Here is a 17722-nt window from a genome sequence, read left to right on the forward strand (position 1 = left end):
CTAGCGTCTTTTCATAACGCTTGACGAGGATGTTTTTTGTGGTCGTCTTAGTTTCATCTTAACGATGACTTTTGACTTGACCTGTTTTTCATCCATCATCTGCTGTTTAGTTTTCAAAGACCGGTTTGCTTGTCCCGATCTCGCGACCGGAAGCTTATCTTACCATGGCTTTCACTCTGTTTCAAGTGCAAGTTTTTGGTAGTTTGTTCACTGCCTTATCGGCGGTGGAATCATATCTTACCACTTTTTCTGTGTTGGTTTCAAGTGGTAATTTTTTCTCATCACCTCGCGGCGACATTTGTTATCTTACCACTATAATTATTGTTTCGCAATATGAATTTTATGAAATTTTGTTTATTTTTTCTAGAAAAATTAAAAAGTAAATTAAAACGTTTATTTTGTTTCTAAATCTATCTTTAAGACCCGAATACATAGTACCCAAAAACAAACACTACTCCCTAACCTAACGGCTAGAAAACAGTGTTTGTTTTGCATGTTCATCCAAAAGTACCCCCTATCCTCTGTTGGGGGGAAGGATCTCCAACCAATAATTATCAGGATCATTTATGAAATAAATGCCCATCTCCTTATTTTCATAACAAATACAACCCATTTTCTTATGGTGCTCATAAGCAGCAGCAAAGTCATCCACTGTAAAGGCGAGATGGAATTCGTTTTCACCTAAGTTATAGGGTTCGGTTCTATCCCTAAGCCAGGTTAATTCTAAGGTGTGTTTGGAGCGGCCATCCCCAAGGAAAACTAGGATAAAGTCCCCATTTTCATGATTGATACGTCTTACTTCCTCTAACCCTAAGGCCTCTTTATAGAACTGAAGGCTTTTCTCTAAATTTAAGACGTTAAAATTATTATGGACAAAACTAAATTTCATAGAAAACCGTCCTTTCTGGATGTACGACTAAATATCAATTATAGTATACTTCATAGTGGGGTGAATTAATATTGAATAGCCAGGAATTACAGATCGAATATATTTATCACAGTGGTTTTGTTGTGGAAAGCAACACTGCATTATTTGTTTTTGATTACTTTCAAGGTTCCATCAATCTAAAAAAGGAAAAACAAATTTATGTCTTTTCCTCCCATGCCCATCCTGATCACTTTAACCCTGTGATTTTCGATTGGCAAAGGGAAAGGCCTGATATCCAGTACATCTTAAGTAGTGACATTTACCCTTTGCTTAATCCAAAACAAACAACCACTAACCTTACCTTCCTTTCTCCCTATGAAGAGAAAAAAATTGCCGAACTCCAGATCAAGGCCTATGGTTCTACAGATGAAGGTATCTCCTTTCTCATCAAGTACAAGGGTAACCACATCTTCCACGCCGGAGATCTTAATTGGTGGTACTGGTGGGGCGAATCCCAGGATGAAATTGAAAATGCGGAAAAGATGTTTAAAGAGGAAATTGAAAAAATAAAAGGGGCAGTCATAGATCTTGCCTTCTTCCCGGTGGACCCAAGATTGGAACACAATTATAGCCTTGGAGCAGAATACTTCATTCAAGAAGTTAAACCCAAAATTCTCATTCCCATGCATTTTGGAGATGACAGCAAGGTTATACACCAATTTGCCGAAAAAATGAAAAACTTCCCCACCAAGGTCCTAGCTTTGACCAGCCCAAACTCAAAGATACTGTCTCTTTGAGAAAAGTGTAAGTTAAAGCTTGAATAGTCGAAGGAATTTTTCGATATCCGGATCGGAATAGATGGGTGCTTGTTCTTCTAGTTGCTGTAAATAGCCAATTAAGCCGGGTAATCCAATGGGTTTAATCTCATTGACCTGCTTGCTTTCAGCAAATTTAAACTTGCCTGGATTGGCAAAAACAATGATGCCCTGTAATTCATGGGGTAAATTTGCCTGACTGAACATTTTTGATAGTGCTGCTAACTTAGCCCGGGTTTGTTCCACCGGGCTTTTTTGCGGTACCCACATTCCCCGCTCCAATCTGAACCAATCCCCCTGCTCATTACAGGAAGCGGTATTCCAATTCTTGGTTTCAAGACAGAATATACCGTGTGGGCCGAAAAGCAGATGGTCAATTTGGGTCTTGCCACCGGCAGCCTTGATATTGATATCATTTAGCAAGACCCAATGATCACCAAGCTCACGGGCCAATTGCTGAGCTACTTTTACCTCGCCAGATAATCCCTTGGGATAATTGAGCTTCTCTGGGCTAAATACAAGTTTCCCCAACCATGCTAACAATCCGCCTTTAGTTATACTTTCTTTAGTTATACTTTCTTTAGTTATACTTTCTTTAGTTATACTTTCATTGCTCAAATCAATATTCCCTGACCAACGCAAAACCTTTGCCATGAGGCTATCACCCACCAATTATAGTTACAATTGCCACAATATAACTTGGATATAATTATACTTATTTATTTCTGTATGAGGTTAATTTCTGAATAATATCCCCACAAAGCTTCTATATACTTTGCATTAGCGGAGTCGGGGATGTAATTTACTAATTTTACCCGGCTTAATAATTCTCGCTTTATCTCTTCCTCTTGCTGTAGGTTGAGGCCCCTCACTGTTTTGGCGATAATATCTACATCCTGAAGCCCCACTACGGCATCTCCTACCTTTAAGTAAGTCCTTCTCACTGCCTTTGTATCACATAAACTTAGTTTAACGCTCATTTTACCTCCTCCTTACGACCCTATTGTGCTAGTAGAACTATCCCTCGGAACAGAAATGATAAGGTTTTAAACCTATGCTTTATTTGTTTCTATCCGCATTTAAACAGCCTTTTTATAGAAGATCATTAATTCACCTAAACTTAAGTTTTTTGTCGAATATCATCGATATCCTTCAAATTTCTTTTATTTGCAGGACATTGGAAAAAAGTGTAGAAAAATCAGTTAATAAAAGAGTCTCGACAAGGCCAACTCCTCTGCTAATAAAAAACGGAGACGTGTGATAACTATGATAATTACTAATTATAAACTAATTGATAAGCTGGCCGAAAGTAAAGAGGCCGTTCTTTACAAGGCGTACCATAAAAAAAACCAAGAAAAAATATTAACACTAAAAGTCTTCAAGGAGTCCCTCTCTAACCATACCATATCCCAATTCAACCAGAGAATTGAACACCTAAAGGTATTAAATAATAATCTTGTCCTCACGCCCCAGTCGTTAACCGCGCTAGAAGAGTTATGCTTTATTACCCAAGATTTTTTTGATGGCGTACCACTTGACAGCCTGCGTGATACTCACTTTAAGCTATCTTTGCAGGATTTTTTCACCATTGCCTGCCAATTGGCAAGGGCTGTGGACATCATTCACGAAGCAGGAATTATCCACGGCGGCATTAAACCGCACAATATACTGATTAACCGCGATACGCTAGAGATCCGCCTGATAGACTTTATAAGCACACGGGATGTTAAAAAAATCAGCCATTTTATTTATGATCGTTCCTTTGTAAAAAATACTCTCGCCTATACCTCTCCCGAACAAACTGGCCGTATCAACCACAGAGTAGGTTTTTATTCGGACCTTTATTCTCTTGGGGTGGTATTTTACGAAATGTTAGCTGACTCATTGCCCTTTGCTGCCGACGATCCCCTTGAATTAATTCATTCTCATTTGGCCCAAGAGGCCCCCGATGTACATGAATTAGACCCGGGGATTCCAATTATGATAAGTAAGATCGTTTCTAAATTGATGCTCAAGGCACCCGAGAAGCGCTATCAGAGTTCAAAGGGACTTCTAGCGGACCTGATGCGCTGCAGGGATGAATATGCTGCCACTGGTTCGATCAAGGAATTTCCTCTTGAGGGAAGTGTTCATAACCGCAGGGATACTTTCATCTCCAAGATGGTCGGTCGTGATGACGAAAGTGAAATAATTCTTAAAGAATATGCCAAGGCCGCCCAGGGACAATTTCGCTCGGTGCTTATTTCTGGCCTGTCTGGTATCGGGAAGACCCGTTTAATCCAGGAACTGCAAAAACCAATTATAAAATACAAAGGCTATTTCACATCAGGGAAATTTGACGTGTATCAGAAGAATATCCCCTACAGTTCTCTGATTCAGGCCTTTCGGAATTTGATGCAAACCCTTCTAACTGAAAGTGAAGAAAGGGTTACAGATTGGAAGAAGAAAATTTTAGACGCCTTGGGACAAAATGGCAGGGTCTTGACAGATGTTATCCCTGAACTCGGCCTTCTGATCGGCCCACAGCCTGCGGTTCAACAACTGCCTCCCATTGAATCATTGAACAGGTTTCATGACCTCTTTGGCCGATTTTTAACCTGTATGGCCAGCGAAGAGAATCCCTTGACCCTGTTTATAGACGACCTACAATGGTGTGATGCGGCCTCCTTTGATTTGCTAATAACTATATTTGCGAACGATAAGAACCACCCCTATTTATTCTTTTTGGGGGCATACCGACATAACGAGGTAGATCCAAGTCACCCCCTGATAAAGTTAATTAAGCATATCAAAGAAGGTAACCAGCCTTTAGAAGAAATACAGTTGGAGCCACTAATGACTCAGCATTGTCACGAAATGGTCTCATACATTCTTGACACACCACTGACACAAACAGAGGCATTGTCGGATTTTATCAACATGCTTAGCGAGGGAACCCCCTTGTTTGTCAGCGAGAGCCTGTCGTATCTGTATAACGAGAACCTTCTCTTTCTTGATGAAAACAGGCAATGGCGATGGGACATCGACAAGATCCATCAGTCCGATATGCCAAATACGGTAGTGGCACTTTTTAGCTCAAAGATCCAAAAGCTCCCGCCGGATCTAGTAAACTTACTGGAATTTTGCGCCTGCATGGGCAATGCTTTTTCACCTGCAAATATATCCCTAATCATGGAAAGAACTCTGGTTGAAACCTTTGAGATACTAAAACCGGCCCTAGGGCAAGGGTTACTGATGGAAAACAATAACTGGTTGCAATTTATTCATGACAAAGTCCAGGAGGCCACACTGTCCGCTATAACGGCAGAAAAACGCCGCCAGATTCACTGGCAAATCGGTAACCACCTTCTCGGAACGATACCAGAAAGCAGCCAAGAGATTGAAAAATCCGAAAACCTTTTCGCCGTTGTTTCCCACCTCAATTTGGGCAGGGAAAGTGAGCTGGATTCCCGGACAACCTATCTCTTATCCAAACTCAACTACCATGCCGGCAATAAGGCCTTAAATGCTCTGGCTGCAAAGGCGGCAAACGATTATTTCCGCCTCAGCAGGGAGTTACTACCGGCTGACTGCTGGAAGGACGGGCACTATGAACTCACTTTTCGGGTATTCCAAAAAGCGGCCAAGGCAGAATTAATGTGTGGCAATTACGAGAACTCAGAGAAACTGCTCACTGAGCTTCTCGACCATGCCAAAAGCGATTTGGATAAGGCCGAATGCTTAGCAGAACAGACAACCTCCTTATCATCAATAGGTGCTTTTATCAAGGCCATCGAGACGGCCAACTGCGGCCTTACCTATTTCGGCAAGGCCGTCCCGGCAAGTCCAGAGGAAGCCAACTTGAGAAGGAAAGAGTTGATCGCTGAAATAGCCTCAAAGGGCGATATCTGGGAGACCCTCAGAAGTATGCCCCTTACCACAAGCAGAGAGCACCAGATTGAGTTTGCATTTTACAGTGAGCTTATACCTGACCTTTATCTATCCGGTCTTGTGCCGCAACTTTATTTAACGGCAGCACAGGCGACCCTGCACTGCTTATCCAGTGGTATGGATGCGTCCGTTATTTATGCTTTTTGTGCGATGGGCCTTATGCACACAGAACAGGAGGAGTTTGAACAGTCCTTCAAATATGAAGACCTTGTTCGTGACCTGTGTGCAAAATATCCAAACACTTTAGGAGCAACCCGCGGTATGAATGGGAATGTATATATCCTAATGCACTCGAGAAGCACTTCAAGGGAGATCGTGGACTACTGTCTCAAATCGATTCGATGTGGGATAAACTGCGGTGACTTGTTTAACAGCAGCCTTTCATATGGTCCCCTGATGTGGAATCTCCAGGTTCAGGGCACGGACCTGTCTAGTATAGACGCTTATGCCAAGGAATGCCTTCAGTTTTCCAACAGATATCATCTGTCCTTGTCCAGAGGTCTTGCCGAAGCTATGCAGGCAGGCTGGATTGAGCCTATGAAGAAGCACTATCGGCCAGAATCTATGGAAGAAAAAACAAGGCAATGGGAACAGGATAATCACATTGTTTCAATAGCAAGCTATTACATCCACATGGCCCTGTCCCATTACTATTTTGGCGAGCATCATGAGGCCGAAGAGTACCTGGTTAAAGCACAACCCTACTTGGTAGGCCTTTCAGCCAGTGTACTGAAAAGACAATGGCGTATCTTTCGGGTGTTGAATACCCTCAAACTGTATGAGCAAGGGGCCAACTTTGGAAATAGACAGGAATTGCTGGCAGAAATCCAGCCTTCCATTAAAAAAATTGAGAGGTGGGCTGGCTTAGGACCTTTATTAAAACCCTACCTTGCCTTTATTTATGCCGACCTTGAACGAGTTTCTGGGGGGGTTAAGGAGGCCAGGAGCCTTTATCTCGACGCGATAGATCTTGCACATCAACAAAAATATACGCTTCTGGAAGGTCATCTTAACGAATGTCTCGGAGAACTTCTCCTACAAGCTGGCCTGCATACGGAAAGGGTATATTTTGTCGAGGCTGCCCGTTTGTACAAGAAATGTAACGCAGAACGAAAAAGAATAAATTTAATCGAAAAATACTCGGATTATTTCGAGAACGAAAAACCTTCTATGCCATACCAAGGGACGGCATCTCCCACCAGCCTCCTACCGGACCTGGATACAGAATACCTTATGAAATCAAGCCACGCCATTTCAGCCGAAATAGAGCAGGGTGCCCTGCTGAAAAAAATCATGGATGTTGTAATCGAGTGCTCCGGGGCCCAGCGTGGCTATCTGCTAATAGAAGAAAATGACAATCTATTCGTCTATGCGTCAAGTAATATCTCGGAAAAGCAAGAGATCCAGGCGTTTAATCAAAAACTAGAGGATGTTGCAGATATCTGTAAAGCAATTGTCCGTTATGTGTACCGAACCGGAGAGACGATGATTCTTAATGATGCCTCTTATGAAGGTTTGTTCAAAGACAACCCTGAAGTCCAACAACTGCAACTGCGCTCCATCCTCTGTTTGCCGATGATTAAGCAATCAAAAATGATCGGAATAATGTACCTGGAAAACCGTTTGACTGATTCCGTGTTTACACCAGAAAAGACACGGATGACGGAATTGCTCATGTTGCAAGCAGCCATTTCCCTTGAAAACTCCCGGTTGGTAGAGGATATGAAAAAGGCAGAGGAGGCCCTGCGCGGCGTAAAAGAAGAGCTAGAGCTGCGGGTGCGTGAGAGAACTGCGGAACTGGCTATGGCTAATGAACTTCTCCAAAGGGACATCAGCGACCGTAAGCGAGCCGAGGAATCCGTGAAGCTTGAAAGGCAGCGTTTCAATAATATCATGGAGATGCTGCCGGTTTATTTGATATTGATGTCACCGGATTATCAGGTGCCCTTTAAAAACCGAGTCTTCCGGGAGCGTTTCGGCGGTTCACACAACCGGCGTTGTTTTGAGTTTTTGTTTGGACGCAGCGAGCCCTGCGAGGATTGCCAATCCTTTAGCGTCCTAGAAACCATGGCACCACAGGAGTGGGAATGGGTCGGCCCGGATGGCCGCAACTACGATATCTTCGATTTCCCCTTCACGGATGTGGACGGCTCCACCCTCATCCTGGAGATGGGCATTGACGTCACCGATCGTAAAAAGGCAGAGGCAGAAATCCAAAGGCTCTACAGAGAGCTTGAACAGCGTGTTGACGAACGTACAGCCCAGCTGCAGATAGCCTTACAGGAAAAGGAGACACTTCTTAAAGAGATCCATCATCGCGTCAAAAATAACCTTCAGATCATCCATAGCATGCTTAATCTACAGTTGTCTCATATCAAAGATGATCAGGCTATTCGGATGTTAAAGGAGAGTAAAGACCGTGTATACTCAATGGCCCTTATTCACGAGAAACTATACCAGTCCAAGTCGCTGGCAACCATCGATCTTAGCAAATACATTCCGAGCCTAATCGATAACCTCTCCCTCTCTTACGGAGCTGCTGAAAGAGGCATCCGATTCCAGGTGGATATTGAAAAAGTTTCATTAGGTGTTGATACCGTAATACCCTGTGCTCTAATCATCAACGAACTTGTTTCCAATTCACTTAAACATGCCTTTGTTAATTGTTCGAAATGTACGGACCGGCCAGACAAAATCCATGTTGATTTATGCCGGGATAACGAGAATAAACTTATACTAATCGTTGGCGATAATGGTATCGGTCTGCCTAAAGGCTTCAAAATAGATCATTCTGAATCACTGGGACTGAAATTAGTTAGCGTGCTGGTAAGACAGCTCAGGGGTAACATAAAAATTAGTACTAGCGGTAACACCGAATTTGTTATTACCTTTGAGGCATCAAAATAAGGAGGGCGACCCAATGGGCAATGTAAAGATACTGATTGTTGAAGACGAAGGTATTGCCGCTCTTGATTTGCAACAAACGCTAAAACGCATGGGATATCTTGTCACTGATATGGTATCTTCTGGTGAAGAAGCGATGCAAAAAGCAGAGGAGACATGTCCTGATCTGGTGTTGATGGATGTTATGCTGCAGGGAGAAATGGACGGTACGCTAGCAGCCCAAGAGATACACAGCCGTTTTGATATTCCGATTGTATATATTACTGCTTATACAGATGAGGATACATTAAGACGCGCAAAGATAGCAAAACCATTTGGCTATATAATTAAACCCTATAAAGAGAGAGAATTGCAAATAACAATCGAAATGGCATTGTTTAAGCACAGTGTGGAAACCGAACGCAAGCGGGCTGAGGAGGCCCTGCAAAAATCAAATGAGGAACTGGAGGTACGTGTCAGGGAGAGGACCGCGGAGCTGGAAAGCCTTAACCAAGCACTACGCGAGGAGATGTCAGAAAGAATTCGGGTCCAGGAAATCATCTCTCGTCAGGCTCAGGAAATTCTTGAGGTTGCTACCCCCGTATTAAGTATTTGGGAGGGCATTGTAGCCGTACCTCTGATCGGCACACTGGATAGTATGCGGACCCAGCAATTAATGGAGCAACTGTTACAAAAGATCGTGGATACTGGTTCATCCGTTGCCCTGATTGACGTTACTGGCGTTCCCGCCATCGATTCCCAAACTGCCCGGCATCTGATAGAAACGATCAGTGCGGTACGCCTCTTAGGGGCCGAGGTGGTGTTAACGGGAATCCGCCCTGCCATCGCCCGTACTCTTGTACAGTTGGGCATTAACCTTTCCAATGTGAAAACTTGCTCCTCATTATCGGCCGGGCTTAAACTTGCCTTGGCTATGTTAAAACTTCAGATCGTCAGCCGGACTTCAACGAACGGGTGTGCATAGGAGGTATTGTGATGATCAACGAAAGCATTTCAGTAATCAAAATCCGCGACATCCTGCTGGTCACCATGCCACCAGATCCCGATGATCACTCCATTACCGTCCTCCAGGACAAGATCCTAAATACCATGCAGCGTTATCAGGTTAAAGGATTGATATTGGACATCTCCTCGATCAAGACGATGGACTCTTTTCTTGCCCGTGTGGTGGTAGAAACAGCCCAAATGGTGGTCTTGATGGGCGGCAAGACAGTTATTGCTGGCATGCAGCCCAGTGTTGCCATTACCGCCACCCAGTTGGGTTTGACACTGGGGGGTGCCCTTACAGCCCTGAATGTGGATCTCGCCCTGGAGATGGTCAGCGACAACTTTAAACGGGGGTTATGATCATGAACGAGGATACCCGTGGGGAGGTAGTTATCAATAATGAGAGTGACATCATTGTTGTACGGAAGAAAGTGCGAGAGGCTGCAACATTGCTGAACTTTAGTCTTACAGACGTAACGCGCATCGTTACAGCGGCCTCAGAGCTTGCTAGAAACGTTTTTTTGTATGCAGGTTCGGGTGTGATGAAGTGGCAAACCCTTAAGTCAAGCAATACCGTTGGTATCATGTTGAGCTTTAAGGATAGTGGCCCTGGCATCACCGACTTGGAACTGGTAATGAATGACGGTTACTCCACCAGCCGTGGCCTTGGCCTGGGACTCCCTGGATCCCGAAGGTTAATGGATGACATGGAGATAACATCTCAAGTAGGTAAAGGCACCACCATCGTTGTCAAGAAATGGCGGAGGTGCTATTAAAAATGTCCCTTTCAAATTTGCATGAGTTTTCAATATACCATTTAGGTGATACATATGAGGCACAACGATTCATCAAGACGATGGCCATCGGGCAAGGCTTTAATCCTCAAGAGAGCGAAGAGTTTGCTATTGTCGCGAGCGAGTTGGCTACAAATCTGATCAAGCATGCCCAAGGCGGCCAATTAATCATATGTCCCCTAGAGGACAACGGACGTCTGGGCATTAAAATAGAAACACTGGACGACGGCTCGGGAATTGCCGACGTTGAGCAGGCAATTACGGATGGTTTTTCTGCCACTGGCAGCCTTGGCTACGGCTTGGGCACAATCAACCGTCTAATGGACCAGTTTGACATCCAAGCCAGACCAGACGGCAAAGCTGGTACCAAAATCACATGCATACGATGGCGGCGTGAACCTATCCAAATAACTAAGACCTGCCCGGTTTCCTTTGGGGTTGCAACCCGAGCTTACCGTAATCTTCAATTCAATGGGGATGCCTTTGTCATCAAGCGATGGAATGAATTTGCCCTGATTGCCCTCATCGATGGGTTAGGGCATGGACAGTATGCCCATATCGCTGCCCAGACAGCTCGGGATTATATCGAAAACCACTACGTTCAGCCACTGGATGCACTGTTTCGTGGGTCGGGACGAGCCTGCCGCTCTACCCGGGGAGTGGTGATGGCCTTAGCCCGATTTGATTGGCAAGAGGGGACCATTAACTTAAATTTTGCCAGCGTTGGCAACATTACAGCCAGAGTCTTTGGTAGTCTAAACCCAAAGAGTTTCCTTACGCACCGAGGAATTGTTGGTCTTAATGCTCCTCATCCAGTTGTCTCTGCGTACAACTGGCATTCGGAATTCTGTTTAATACTGCACACGGATGGCTTATCTACGGACTGGCACTGGAACGACTTTCCTAACCTGGCTGTGGAGTCCGCTACTCGTGTTGCCCAACACCTGCTGCTAAAACTGGCCAATGGTAACGATGATGCCACTATCATTGTGGTGAAAGGTGATCCCCGATGAACGAAAGAAGTGAAACAATACTTTCTTTAAAGAATCAGTTGGCCGAAGCACTTAAAAGAAACCGCCTGCTCCAGGAAGAATTGGCTGCAACAAACAGCGGTCTGCTGGCCTTGACTTTGGAGCTTGAGGCCAAGAACGAGGAAGTTCAGGTTATCACACAACAGCTTGGGCAAGTATCTAGAATGGCAACCATGGGCGAACTGGCAGCGAGCATCGCACACGAACTAAACAACCCCCTGACAACGGTCAGTCTAAGGGTGGAATCTTTGTCCGCTCAGATTTCTGCTGACGATCTAAAGCAGCGATCTTTACAAATTATCTTCCAGGAAATCGAGCGGATGAGCACCCTTATCAAAAACCTGCTGGATTTCAGCCGACGCGGTCAAAGACAGGTTTCCACAGTCGATGTCTGCCGGGAACTAGAGCACACCCTGGAGCTTATTTATTATCTATTTCGCAAAAAAAGGATTACTATCAAACGGGCGTATCAATCGGAATTGCCTAAGATTAATGCAGACAGCCAGGGGTTGCAGCAGGTGTTCATAAACCTATTCACGAATGCCTGCGATGCGATGCCTCAGGGCGGAACACTAACGATTAGGGTATTTATAGATCCTATCGATTCCGAGTATATCGCTATTGAGTTTAGTGACACGGGTATAGGCATTCAGCCCGAAGCCCTGTCCAAAGTGATGGATCCCTTTTTTACTACTAAACTAAAAAATAAAGGCACTGGGTTGGGCCTAGCCATTTGTCGTCGTATTATGCAGGAGCATCATGGTTTAATCAATATCACCAGTGAAATCGGTAAAGGCACCACGGTTTCTTTAAAATTGCCCTTATAATGTACATTTGATAAACGAAATCTAAATTCGTTTTCCTACGGTTGATTGGGGGTTGCGCACATTGGTTGATACCATAAAAAACCGGATTTTAGTTGTTGATGATGAGGTCGAATTATTGACTGCCTTATGTGAAATTCTTAATGAAAAGGGGTACGAGGCCTTAGGGTTTTCATCCTGCAAAGATGCCTTCACCGCTTTAATCGAACAGGATGTGGATATACTTTTAGTCGATCTAATGATGCCTGAAATGGATGGAATTGAGTTTTTATCAGAAGCGCAAAAAATTGACCCTAATGTTATTGGCATCCTCATGACCGGTTACGGAACAGTGCATACAGCAGTAGAAGCTATGAAGGTCGGAGCATGTGACTATGTGTTAAAGCCTTTTAAAATAAACATGCTGCTGACCGTGTTGAACCGTGCCTTGGAAATGAGACGTTTGAGGAATGAAAATTTACAGCTGCGCGAGACGATGGCTATTTATGATCTTTCAACTGCTGTTTCCTCCACCTTTGAAATGCCGGTAATTCTAAATAAGATTGCTGACACAGTTCTTAAGCAGTGTGAAGCCGATGAAATGTCCATCATGTTGCCCACAAACAGTGGGAATGAATTTTATGTTGCCGTTGTCCGGGGTGAGCGAAACGAAAATATTTTGGGGGAATGTATCCCCATTCAAGATGGTATTGCTGGCTGGGTAGCCTCTAACCAACAGGAACTATTAATGGACGGGGAAGTTCATGATCCCCGTTTTTCTCCAATTCGGCCCCGCCCGGAAATCAAGTCCTCCCTTTCAATGCCACTGCTTGCAGGTGGAAAATGTATTGGGGTATTGAATGTTAATTCATTGAAAAGAAAATCATTTTTCCACAAAAAATTTAAGGCTTTAAAAATTTTAGCCTGCACGGCTGCCATTGCCCTGGAAAACGCTCAACTTTATGCAGAATTACGGGAGAGTGAGGCACGATACCGTCAGATAGTAGAAACAGCCACTGAAGGCATCTGGGTTGTCGATGGAGCTTGCAGAACAACCTTTGTCAACAAATGGATGGCTAAAATGCTCGCCTACACGGTCGAAGAGATAATAGGAAAATCCTTTTTTGACTTCATTGATGACGATTGGATTGCGGCAGCTAAGAATATTGTTAATCATCGCATACAAGGAATTTCGGAGCAGCATGAATTTATGTTTCGCCGCAAGGATGGCAAAGAATTATGGGTAATTTTATCTGATAACCCCTCTTTTGAATCAAATGGGCAATATTTAGGATCGGTGTCCATGGTTACCGATATTACTAAGCGCAAGCAATTAGAGCAAGAAATGGTACGCCTTGATCGCCTTAATCTAATTGGTCAAATGGCTGCCGGTATAGGTCATGAAATAAGAAATCCCATGACTTCCGTACGAGGATTTCTACAAATACTTGGACGCAAAGAAGAATTCGCAAAAAACAAGACATACTTTGACCTAATGATTGATGAACTGGATCGAGTAAACTACATCATTACGGAGTTTATTTCTCTAGCTCGAATTAAGGTCTTAGACAAAAAACGAATCAATCTAAATGCTATAATCGAGGCTCTCTTACCGTTAATTCAAGCCGATGCAATCAAAAATGAAAGATATTTAAAAGTCGAACTTGGGGAAATTCCTGATTTGCTTTTAGACGAAAAGGAAATCCGACAGATCATACTCAACTTTGTTCGCAACGGTCTTGAAGCATCACCACCAGGCAGTGATTTGACCATCCGATCATTTATCGAAGGCGATCATGTTGTTTTAGCCGTGCAGGATAAAGGTGAGGGAATCAAACCTGATGTTCTGGAAAAAATCGGAACACCGTTCTTTACCACCAAAGAGAATGGAACCGGCTTAGGTTTGGCCGTATGTTACAGTATCGCCGCCCGTCATAATGCAAAAATAGAAATAAAAACGAATGTAGGTGGTACAACATTTTTTGTGCAATTTAAAAAATTTGACAACCAATAAACCTTATATTTATTAGAACCTTAGATGGGGCACAATTAAGTTATCGAATTGATAAGGAGGCCCCTATGAAGGCTAAATATATTTTTATGGTTGCTCTTGTATTTTTCCTGGTGGCAGTTTTACCCGGCACCGATAGACTATATTATCAGCCATCATTTAAACTCTTCCTTGGGGGCAACGCGACTCAAAGTGATTCTGCCCGTAACAGCGGGGATTTTAATAACGACCTGGTAAAGCTCAAGGAGTTAGATGATTCCTTTGTTTATGACCTAAAGTATGCCTCCACCGATAACTTCACCGGAAAAAAGATTTATAGTCATGCCATTTGTTTAATCCATCGGAATACAGCACAAAAACTAATCTCTGCCAACAATGATTTTAAACAGCTTGGCTATAGAATAAAAATATATGATGCCTATCGGCCCTATTCCGCCCAAAGGATACTTTATGATGCCGCAGAAAATAAAAACTTCTTAGCGGATCCAGAAAAGGGTTCCAACCATAACAGAGGAGCTGCGGTGGATATAACCTTGGTAGATAAATATGGTCATGAACTTCCCATGCCATCTAATTTTGATGAGTTTAGTATAAGATCTAGGATTAATTACTATCGTACAGAAAAGGAACGAATCAGTAACCGTGAACTCCTTGGCAGGATAATGGTTAAACACGGCTTTAAAAGGATAGGTAACGAATGGTGGCATTTTGAAGATACAGAGTCTAAGCAATACCCCCTTTTGGATATACCCTTTGAGGCTTATGCCCCCTAGAATCATGGCATAACCCCCTATACGGACAAGGGTTATGCCATGATTCTAAGTTTATGCTCCGGGTTCATCACCAGAAATTGCATTGACAAAAGCATTTAAGCTGGGGTTGGTGGCCTTCTATTCCGCGAAGGAAGTGCCTCCATTGAAATAGCAATAGACAGTCTGGATCAGATGGCCAAGCTGCCCCTCAAACTTATCTACCCAGGGCATGGTACAGCGATCGCCAACCCACTGGAAACAATCGATAAGGCCAGATTCCGTTTGGAAAAGTGGCTGAGAAGCCCGGAAAAAGTTGCGTGGCATGCCTGCAAACGAATATTTTCCTATGCTCTCATGATCCGAAATGGGCTGCCTGAACATGAAGTCGTTGACTACTTAATGAAGTGCGAATGGTATCATGACTTTAGTACAAATATTTTTAACCTTAAACCGATTGACTTTATCCAGCCTTTGCTGGACGAAATGCTCAGATCCAAGGCTGCCCACTGGCAAAACAACAGACTGATGCCCAGTACTCCCTATAATTGGCCAGATATACAGACTAACGAAGCGGAAAAGCGATGTAGGTTGTAGCGCCGTATCGTTAACGATCTTCGATAAAAACTTGCGAAGCATTCCGGACACTGGTATAAGACAGCCACTAAGATAGTAGAACTTTAAACAGCAAGGGTACCATTTTATTTCGGAAGGAATGTAGTGGTACCCTAAATGATTCCATCCCTCAGAATGGCTCTGGGAGCCACCTAAGAATACCCACTTTTCTGTGCACGAAATGTCGGATGAAGATATTTAGCTTATGATATTCTATTTATGAAAGGTGGTTATCTAAATGGACTTGCTTAAGAAAATGAATGAGGCATTAACCTATATTGAAAAAAACCTTTCTCATGATATTGATTTTAAAGAGGTAGCCCGCATCGCCTGTTGTTCTGAATATCACTTTAAAAGGATGTTTTCTTTTCTGTCAGGTGTAACATTATCGGAATATATCCGCCGCAGACGACTTACCCTGGCAGCCCTTGAATTGAAAGATAACAACATAAAGGTAATTGATATTGCAATTAAATATGGCTACAACTCGCCTGATTCCTTTACAAGGGCTTTTCAAGGGCTGCACGGGGTGACCCCAACAGAAGCAAGGAATACTGTCCATTCACTAAAAGCATTTCCACAAATGACCTTTCAGTTAACGATAAAAGGGGGAAATGAATTGAACTATCGCATTGTGGAAAAAGAAGCCTTTCATATAGTTGGCATAAAGAAAAGAGTACCTATTCTATTTAACGGAATTAATCCAGAGATTGCTGCCATGTGGGAAAGTTTAAATGTAGATAGGATAAACAAACTTAAGCAACTTTCTGATGTCGAACCTTTCGGGCTGCTTAGTGCATCCACAAACTTTTCCGAAGACCGAATGGAAGAAAAAGGGGAGCTTGATCATTATATCGGTGTAGCAACAACCAAGGAATGTCCTCCAGATTTAACCCAACTAGATGTTCCTGCCCTAACATGGGCTGTTTTTGAGGCAGTTGGCCCTTTTCCTGCCACGCTGCAAGAAGTTTGGGGACGTATTTATTCTGAATGGTTTCCCACATCAGGGTATGAAAAGACGGAAGGTCCTGAAATATTATGGAATGAGCATAAAGATGTGGCTTCCCCAACATTTAGAAGTGAAATCTGGATGCCAGTTAGGAAAAGAAAATGTTAGGCCTATTCACGGGTATAATAAACAATCCCTAAAGTTCCGGGCCCCACATGAAGACCAATGACTGGTCCGATGGGACAGACCGGCAAAGTGATGCCCAGGCTTTCCTGCAATTGTTTAGCTAGGTTATTGGCTTCCGTCTCAAAATTTATATGGTGAATAGCCGCTTCACCAAAGCCCTTCTTCCTAACATCTTCTAAAAAGATATGTATAATCTCTTTAAGTGCACGGTCTTTTTTACGAACTTTACTTAATAGGGCTGTTTTGCCGTCAACCACAGTAAGAATCGGACGTATTTGCAACAAAGAACCCAACAACGCGGCAGCTCCTCCAATTCGGCCACCCTTTTGCAAATAGGCCAAGGTATCTGGCACAAATAAAAACCTGCTTCGCCCCATGACAAACTTGGCTTGGGTTAGTACTTCTGCCAAAGACTTTCCTGCCTTGGCCGCCCTAGCCGCTGCCAATACGGGGAAACCAAGCTCCAGACAGTTAGACCTTGAATCCAAAATTTCAATACTCGCCTGGGGGTATTTATCAATAATCATTTTTCTAACCATATTTGCCGCCGAAAAGGTGCCACTCATGTCTGAGGAAAGAAAAATTCCCACAATCCCATGACCTTCTAGGATAAGTTTTTCAAAAACTGTATAGAACTCCTGCGGGGCTGGTTGGGATGATGTCGGTATGGTCTGAGCCTTGGCCATTCTATTGTAAAAGGTATCATTGTCGATTGCTTCTTCACGAAATGTTTCTGAATCAATGGTGAGCCCAAGAGATACAACCGATATATCAAGGTCCTCTCTAAGCTGTCGCGGTATATAGGAAGTACTGTCGGTTACGATTTTTATCGCCATTGTTTCCCTCCGGCATTGTAATTGTTTTCTATAATGTACTATATCTTGTTCCATTCATTCAACATCCATCTTCATTTTACCGCTGTGAACAAAGATTGCCTAGCTTCCAGTCACCATAATAGAGTAGGGAAACCAGTCTCCTGGCTTCCCCCTCATCAAACCGTACGTGCCCTACTAAGGCATACGGCTTACCAAGTGTGATTTGACGTTATAAAGTGTACTGCGCTACTCGTTGGGCATACAG

At 43.5% G+C, this 17722-nt stretch carries 15 protein-coding genes; 11 read left to right on the forward strand and 4 right to left on the reverse strand.

Going from position 1 to position 17722, the window contains the following annotated elements; translation table 11 throughout:
- Positions 1 to 514 precede the first annotated feature (514 nt).
- Positions 515 to 889 carry a VOC family protein gene (locus V6C11_RS00030; RefSeq protein WP_333529038.1) on the reverse strand — a complete coding sequence of 125 codons (375 nt, stop codon included), beginning with the start codon at positions 887 to 889 and terminating at the stop codon, positions 515 to 517.
- A gap of 71 nt (positions 890 to 960) precedes the next feature.
- Between V6C11_RS00030 and V6C11_RS00035 the strand changes: the two genes are divergently transcribed.
- Positions 961 to 1665, forward strand: a complete 705-nt coding sequence (locus tag V6C11_RS00035) for an MBL fold metallo-hydrolase (RefSeq protein ID WP_333529039.1) — start codon at positions 961 to 963, stop codon at positions 1663 to 1665.
- Positions 1666 to 1677: 12 nt separating this feature from the next.
- Here V6C11_RS00035 and V6C11_RS00040 read toward each other — a convergent pair whose 3' ends face one another.
- Positions 1678 to 2337, reverse strand: coding sequence for a nuclease-related domain-containing protein (locus V6C11_RS00040; RefSeq protein ID WP_333529040.1), 660 nt, complete (start codon positions 2335 to 2337; stop codon positions 1678 to 1680).
- Between the two features lie 65 nt (positions 2338 to 2402).
- The gene (locus V6C11_RS00045; protein ID WP_333529041.1) at positions 2403 to 2663 is read right to left on the reverse strand and encodes a hypothetical protein; all 261 of its coding nucleotides are present in this window, start codon (positions 2661 to 2663) and stop codon (positions 2403 to 2405) included.
- A gap of 286 nt (positions 2664 to 2949) precedes the next feature.
- Here V6C11_RS00045 and V6C11_RS00050 point away from each other — a divergent pair, with 286 nt between their 5' ends.
- From V6C11_RS00050 to V6C11_RS00095, 10 genes are all read left to right on the forward strand, one after another.
- A complete protein-coding gene (locus tag V6C11_RS00050) occupies positions 2950 to 8520 on the forward strand; it encodes an AAA family ATPase (protein WP_333529042.1) in 5571 nt (1856 codons plus the stop codon).
- Between the two features lie 13 nt (positions 8521 to 8533).
- On the forward strand, positions 8534 to 9481 hold the full coding sequence (locus tag V6C11_RS00055; protein WP_333529043.1) for a response regulator: 948 nt from the start codon (positions 8534 to 8536) through the stop codon (positions 9479 to 9481).
- 11 nt (positions 9482 to 9492) lie between these two features.
- Positions 9493 to 9864: an STAS domain-containing protein gene (locus V6C11_RS00060; RefSeq protein WP_333529044.1), complete on the forward strand. Its 372-nt coding sequence runs from the start codon at positions 9493 to 9495 to the stop codon at positions 9862 to 9864.
- 2 nt (positions 9865 to 9866) lie between these two features.
- Complete coding sequence (locus V6C11_RS00065; protein WP_333529045.1) at positions 9867 to 10280, forward strand: anti-sigma regulatory factor; 414 nt, start codon at positions 9867 to 9869, stop codon at positions 10278 to 10280.
- 2 nt (positions 10281 to 10282) lie between these two features.
- Positions 10283 to 11311 (forward strand): anti-sigma regulatory factor, encoded by a 1029-nt coding sequence (locus V6C11_RS00070; protein WP_333529046.1) that lies wholly within the window; start codon positions 10283 to 10285, stop codon positions 11309 to 11311.
- Positions 11308 to 12156: a sensor histidine kinase gene (locus tag V6C11_RS00075; RefSeq protein WP_333529047.1), complete on the forward strand. Its 849-nt coding sequence runs from the start codon at positions 11308 to 11310 to the stop codon at positions 12154 to 12156. The genes V6C11_RS00070 and V6C11_RS00075 overlap by 4 nt, the downstream gene beginning before the upstream one ends.
- 61 nt (positions 12157 to 12217) lie before the next feature.
- Positions 12218 to 14146 (forward strand): PAS domain S-box protein, encoded by a 1929-nt coding sequence (locus V6C11_RS00080; RefSeq protein WP_333529048.1) that lies wholly within the window; start codon positions 12218 to 12220, stop codon positions 14144 to 14146.
- A 65-nt stretch (positions 14147 to 14211) separates the two neighbouring features.
- On the forward strand, positions 14212 to 14916 hold the full coding sequence (gene ddpX / locus V6C11_RS00085; protein WP_333529049.1) for a D-alanyl-D-alanine dipeptidase: 705 nt from the start codon (positions 14212 to 14214) through the stop codon (positions 14914 to 14916).
- A gap of 171 nt (positions 14917 to 15087) precedes the next feature.
- On the forward strand, positions 15088 to 15489 hold the full coding sequence (locus V6C11_RS00090) for a hypothetical protein (protein WP_333529050.1): 402 nt from the start codon (positions 15088 to 15090) through the stop codon (positions 15487 to 15489).
- A 256-nt stretch (positions 15490 to 15745) separates the two neighbouring features.
- Complete coding sequence (locus tag V6C11_RS00095) at positions 15746 to 16624, forward strand: AraC family transcriptional regulator (RefSeq protein WP_333529051.1); 879 nt, start codon at positions 15746 to 15748, stop codon at positions 16622 to 16624.
- A 2-nt stretch (positions 16625 to 16626) separates the two neighbouring features.
- Here the strand turns inward: V6C11_RS00095 and V6C11_RS00100 are convergent, their stop codons facing one another.
- A complete protein-coding gene (locus tag V6C11_RS00100; RefSeq protein WP_333529052.1) occupies positions 16627 to 17478 on the reverse strand; it encodes a DegV family protein in 852 nt (283 codons plus the stop codon).
- Positions 17479 to 17722 lie beyond the last annotated feature (244 nt).

This window comes from Desulfotomaculum sp. 1211_IL3151 (assembly GCF_036763075.1).
Classification (GTDB): Bacteria; Bacillota; Desulfotomaculia; order Desulfotomaculales; family Desulfotomaculaceae; genus Desulfotomaculum.

Coding starts and splice junctions, on each gene's coding strand:
- V6C11_RS00030 (WP_333529038.1), bottom strand. CDS start 889: ATGAAATTTAGTTTTGTCCATAATAATTTTAACGTCTTAAATTTAGAG.
- V6C11_RS00040 (WP_333529040.1), bottom strand. CDS start 2,337: ATGGCAAAGGTTTTGCGTTGGTCAGGGAATATTGATTTGAGCAATGAA.
- V6C11_RS00045 (WP_333529041.1), bottom strand. CDS start 2,663: ATGAGCGTTAAACTAAGTTTATGTGATACAAAGGCAGTGAGAAGGACT.
- V6C11_RS00050 (WP_333529042.1), top strand. CDS start 2,950: ATGATAATTACTAATTATAAACTAATTGATAAGCTGGCCGAAAGTAAA.
- V6C11_RS00055 (WP_333529043.1), top strand. CDS start 8,534: ATGGGCAATGTAAAGATACTGATTGTTGAAGACGAAGGTATTGCCGCT.
- V6C11_RS00060 (WP_333529044.1), top strand. CDS start 9,493: ATGATCAACGAAAGCATTTCAGTAATCAAAATCCGCGACATCCTGCTG.
- V6C11_RS00065 (WP_333529045.1), top strand. CDS start 9,867: ATGAACGAGGATACCCGTGGGGAGGTAGTTATCAATAATGAGAGTGAC.
- V6C11_RS00070 (WP_333529046.1), top strand. CDS start 10,283: ATGTCCCTTTCAAATTTGCATGAGTTTTCAATATACCATTTAGGTGAT.
- V6C11_RS00075 (WP_333529047.1), top strand. CDS start 11,308: ATGAACGAAAGAAGTGAAACAATACTTTCTTTAAAGAATCAGTTGGCC.
- ddpX (WP_333529049.1), top strand. CDS start 14,212: ATGAAGGCTAAATATATTTTTATGGTTGCTCTTGTATTTTTCCTGGTG.
- V6C11_RS00090 (WP_333529050.1), top strand. CDS start 15,088: ATGGCCAAGCTGCCCCTCAAACTTATCTACCCAGGGCATGGTACAGCG.
- V6C11_RS00095 (WP_333529051.1), top strand. CDS start 15,746: ATGGACTTGCTTAAGAAAATGAATGAGGCATTAACCTATATTGAAAAA.
- V6C11_RS00100 (WP_333529052.1), bottom strand. CDS start 17,478: ATGGCGATAAAAATCGTAACCGACAGTACTTCCTATATACCGCGACAG.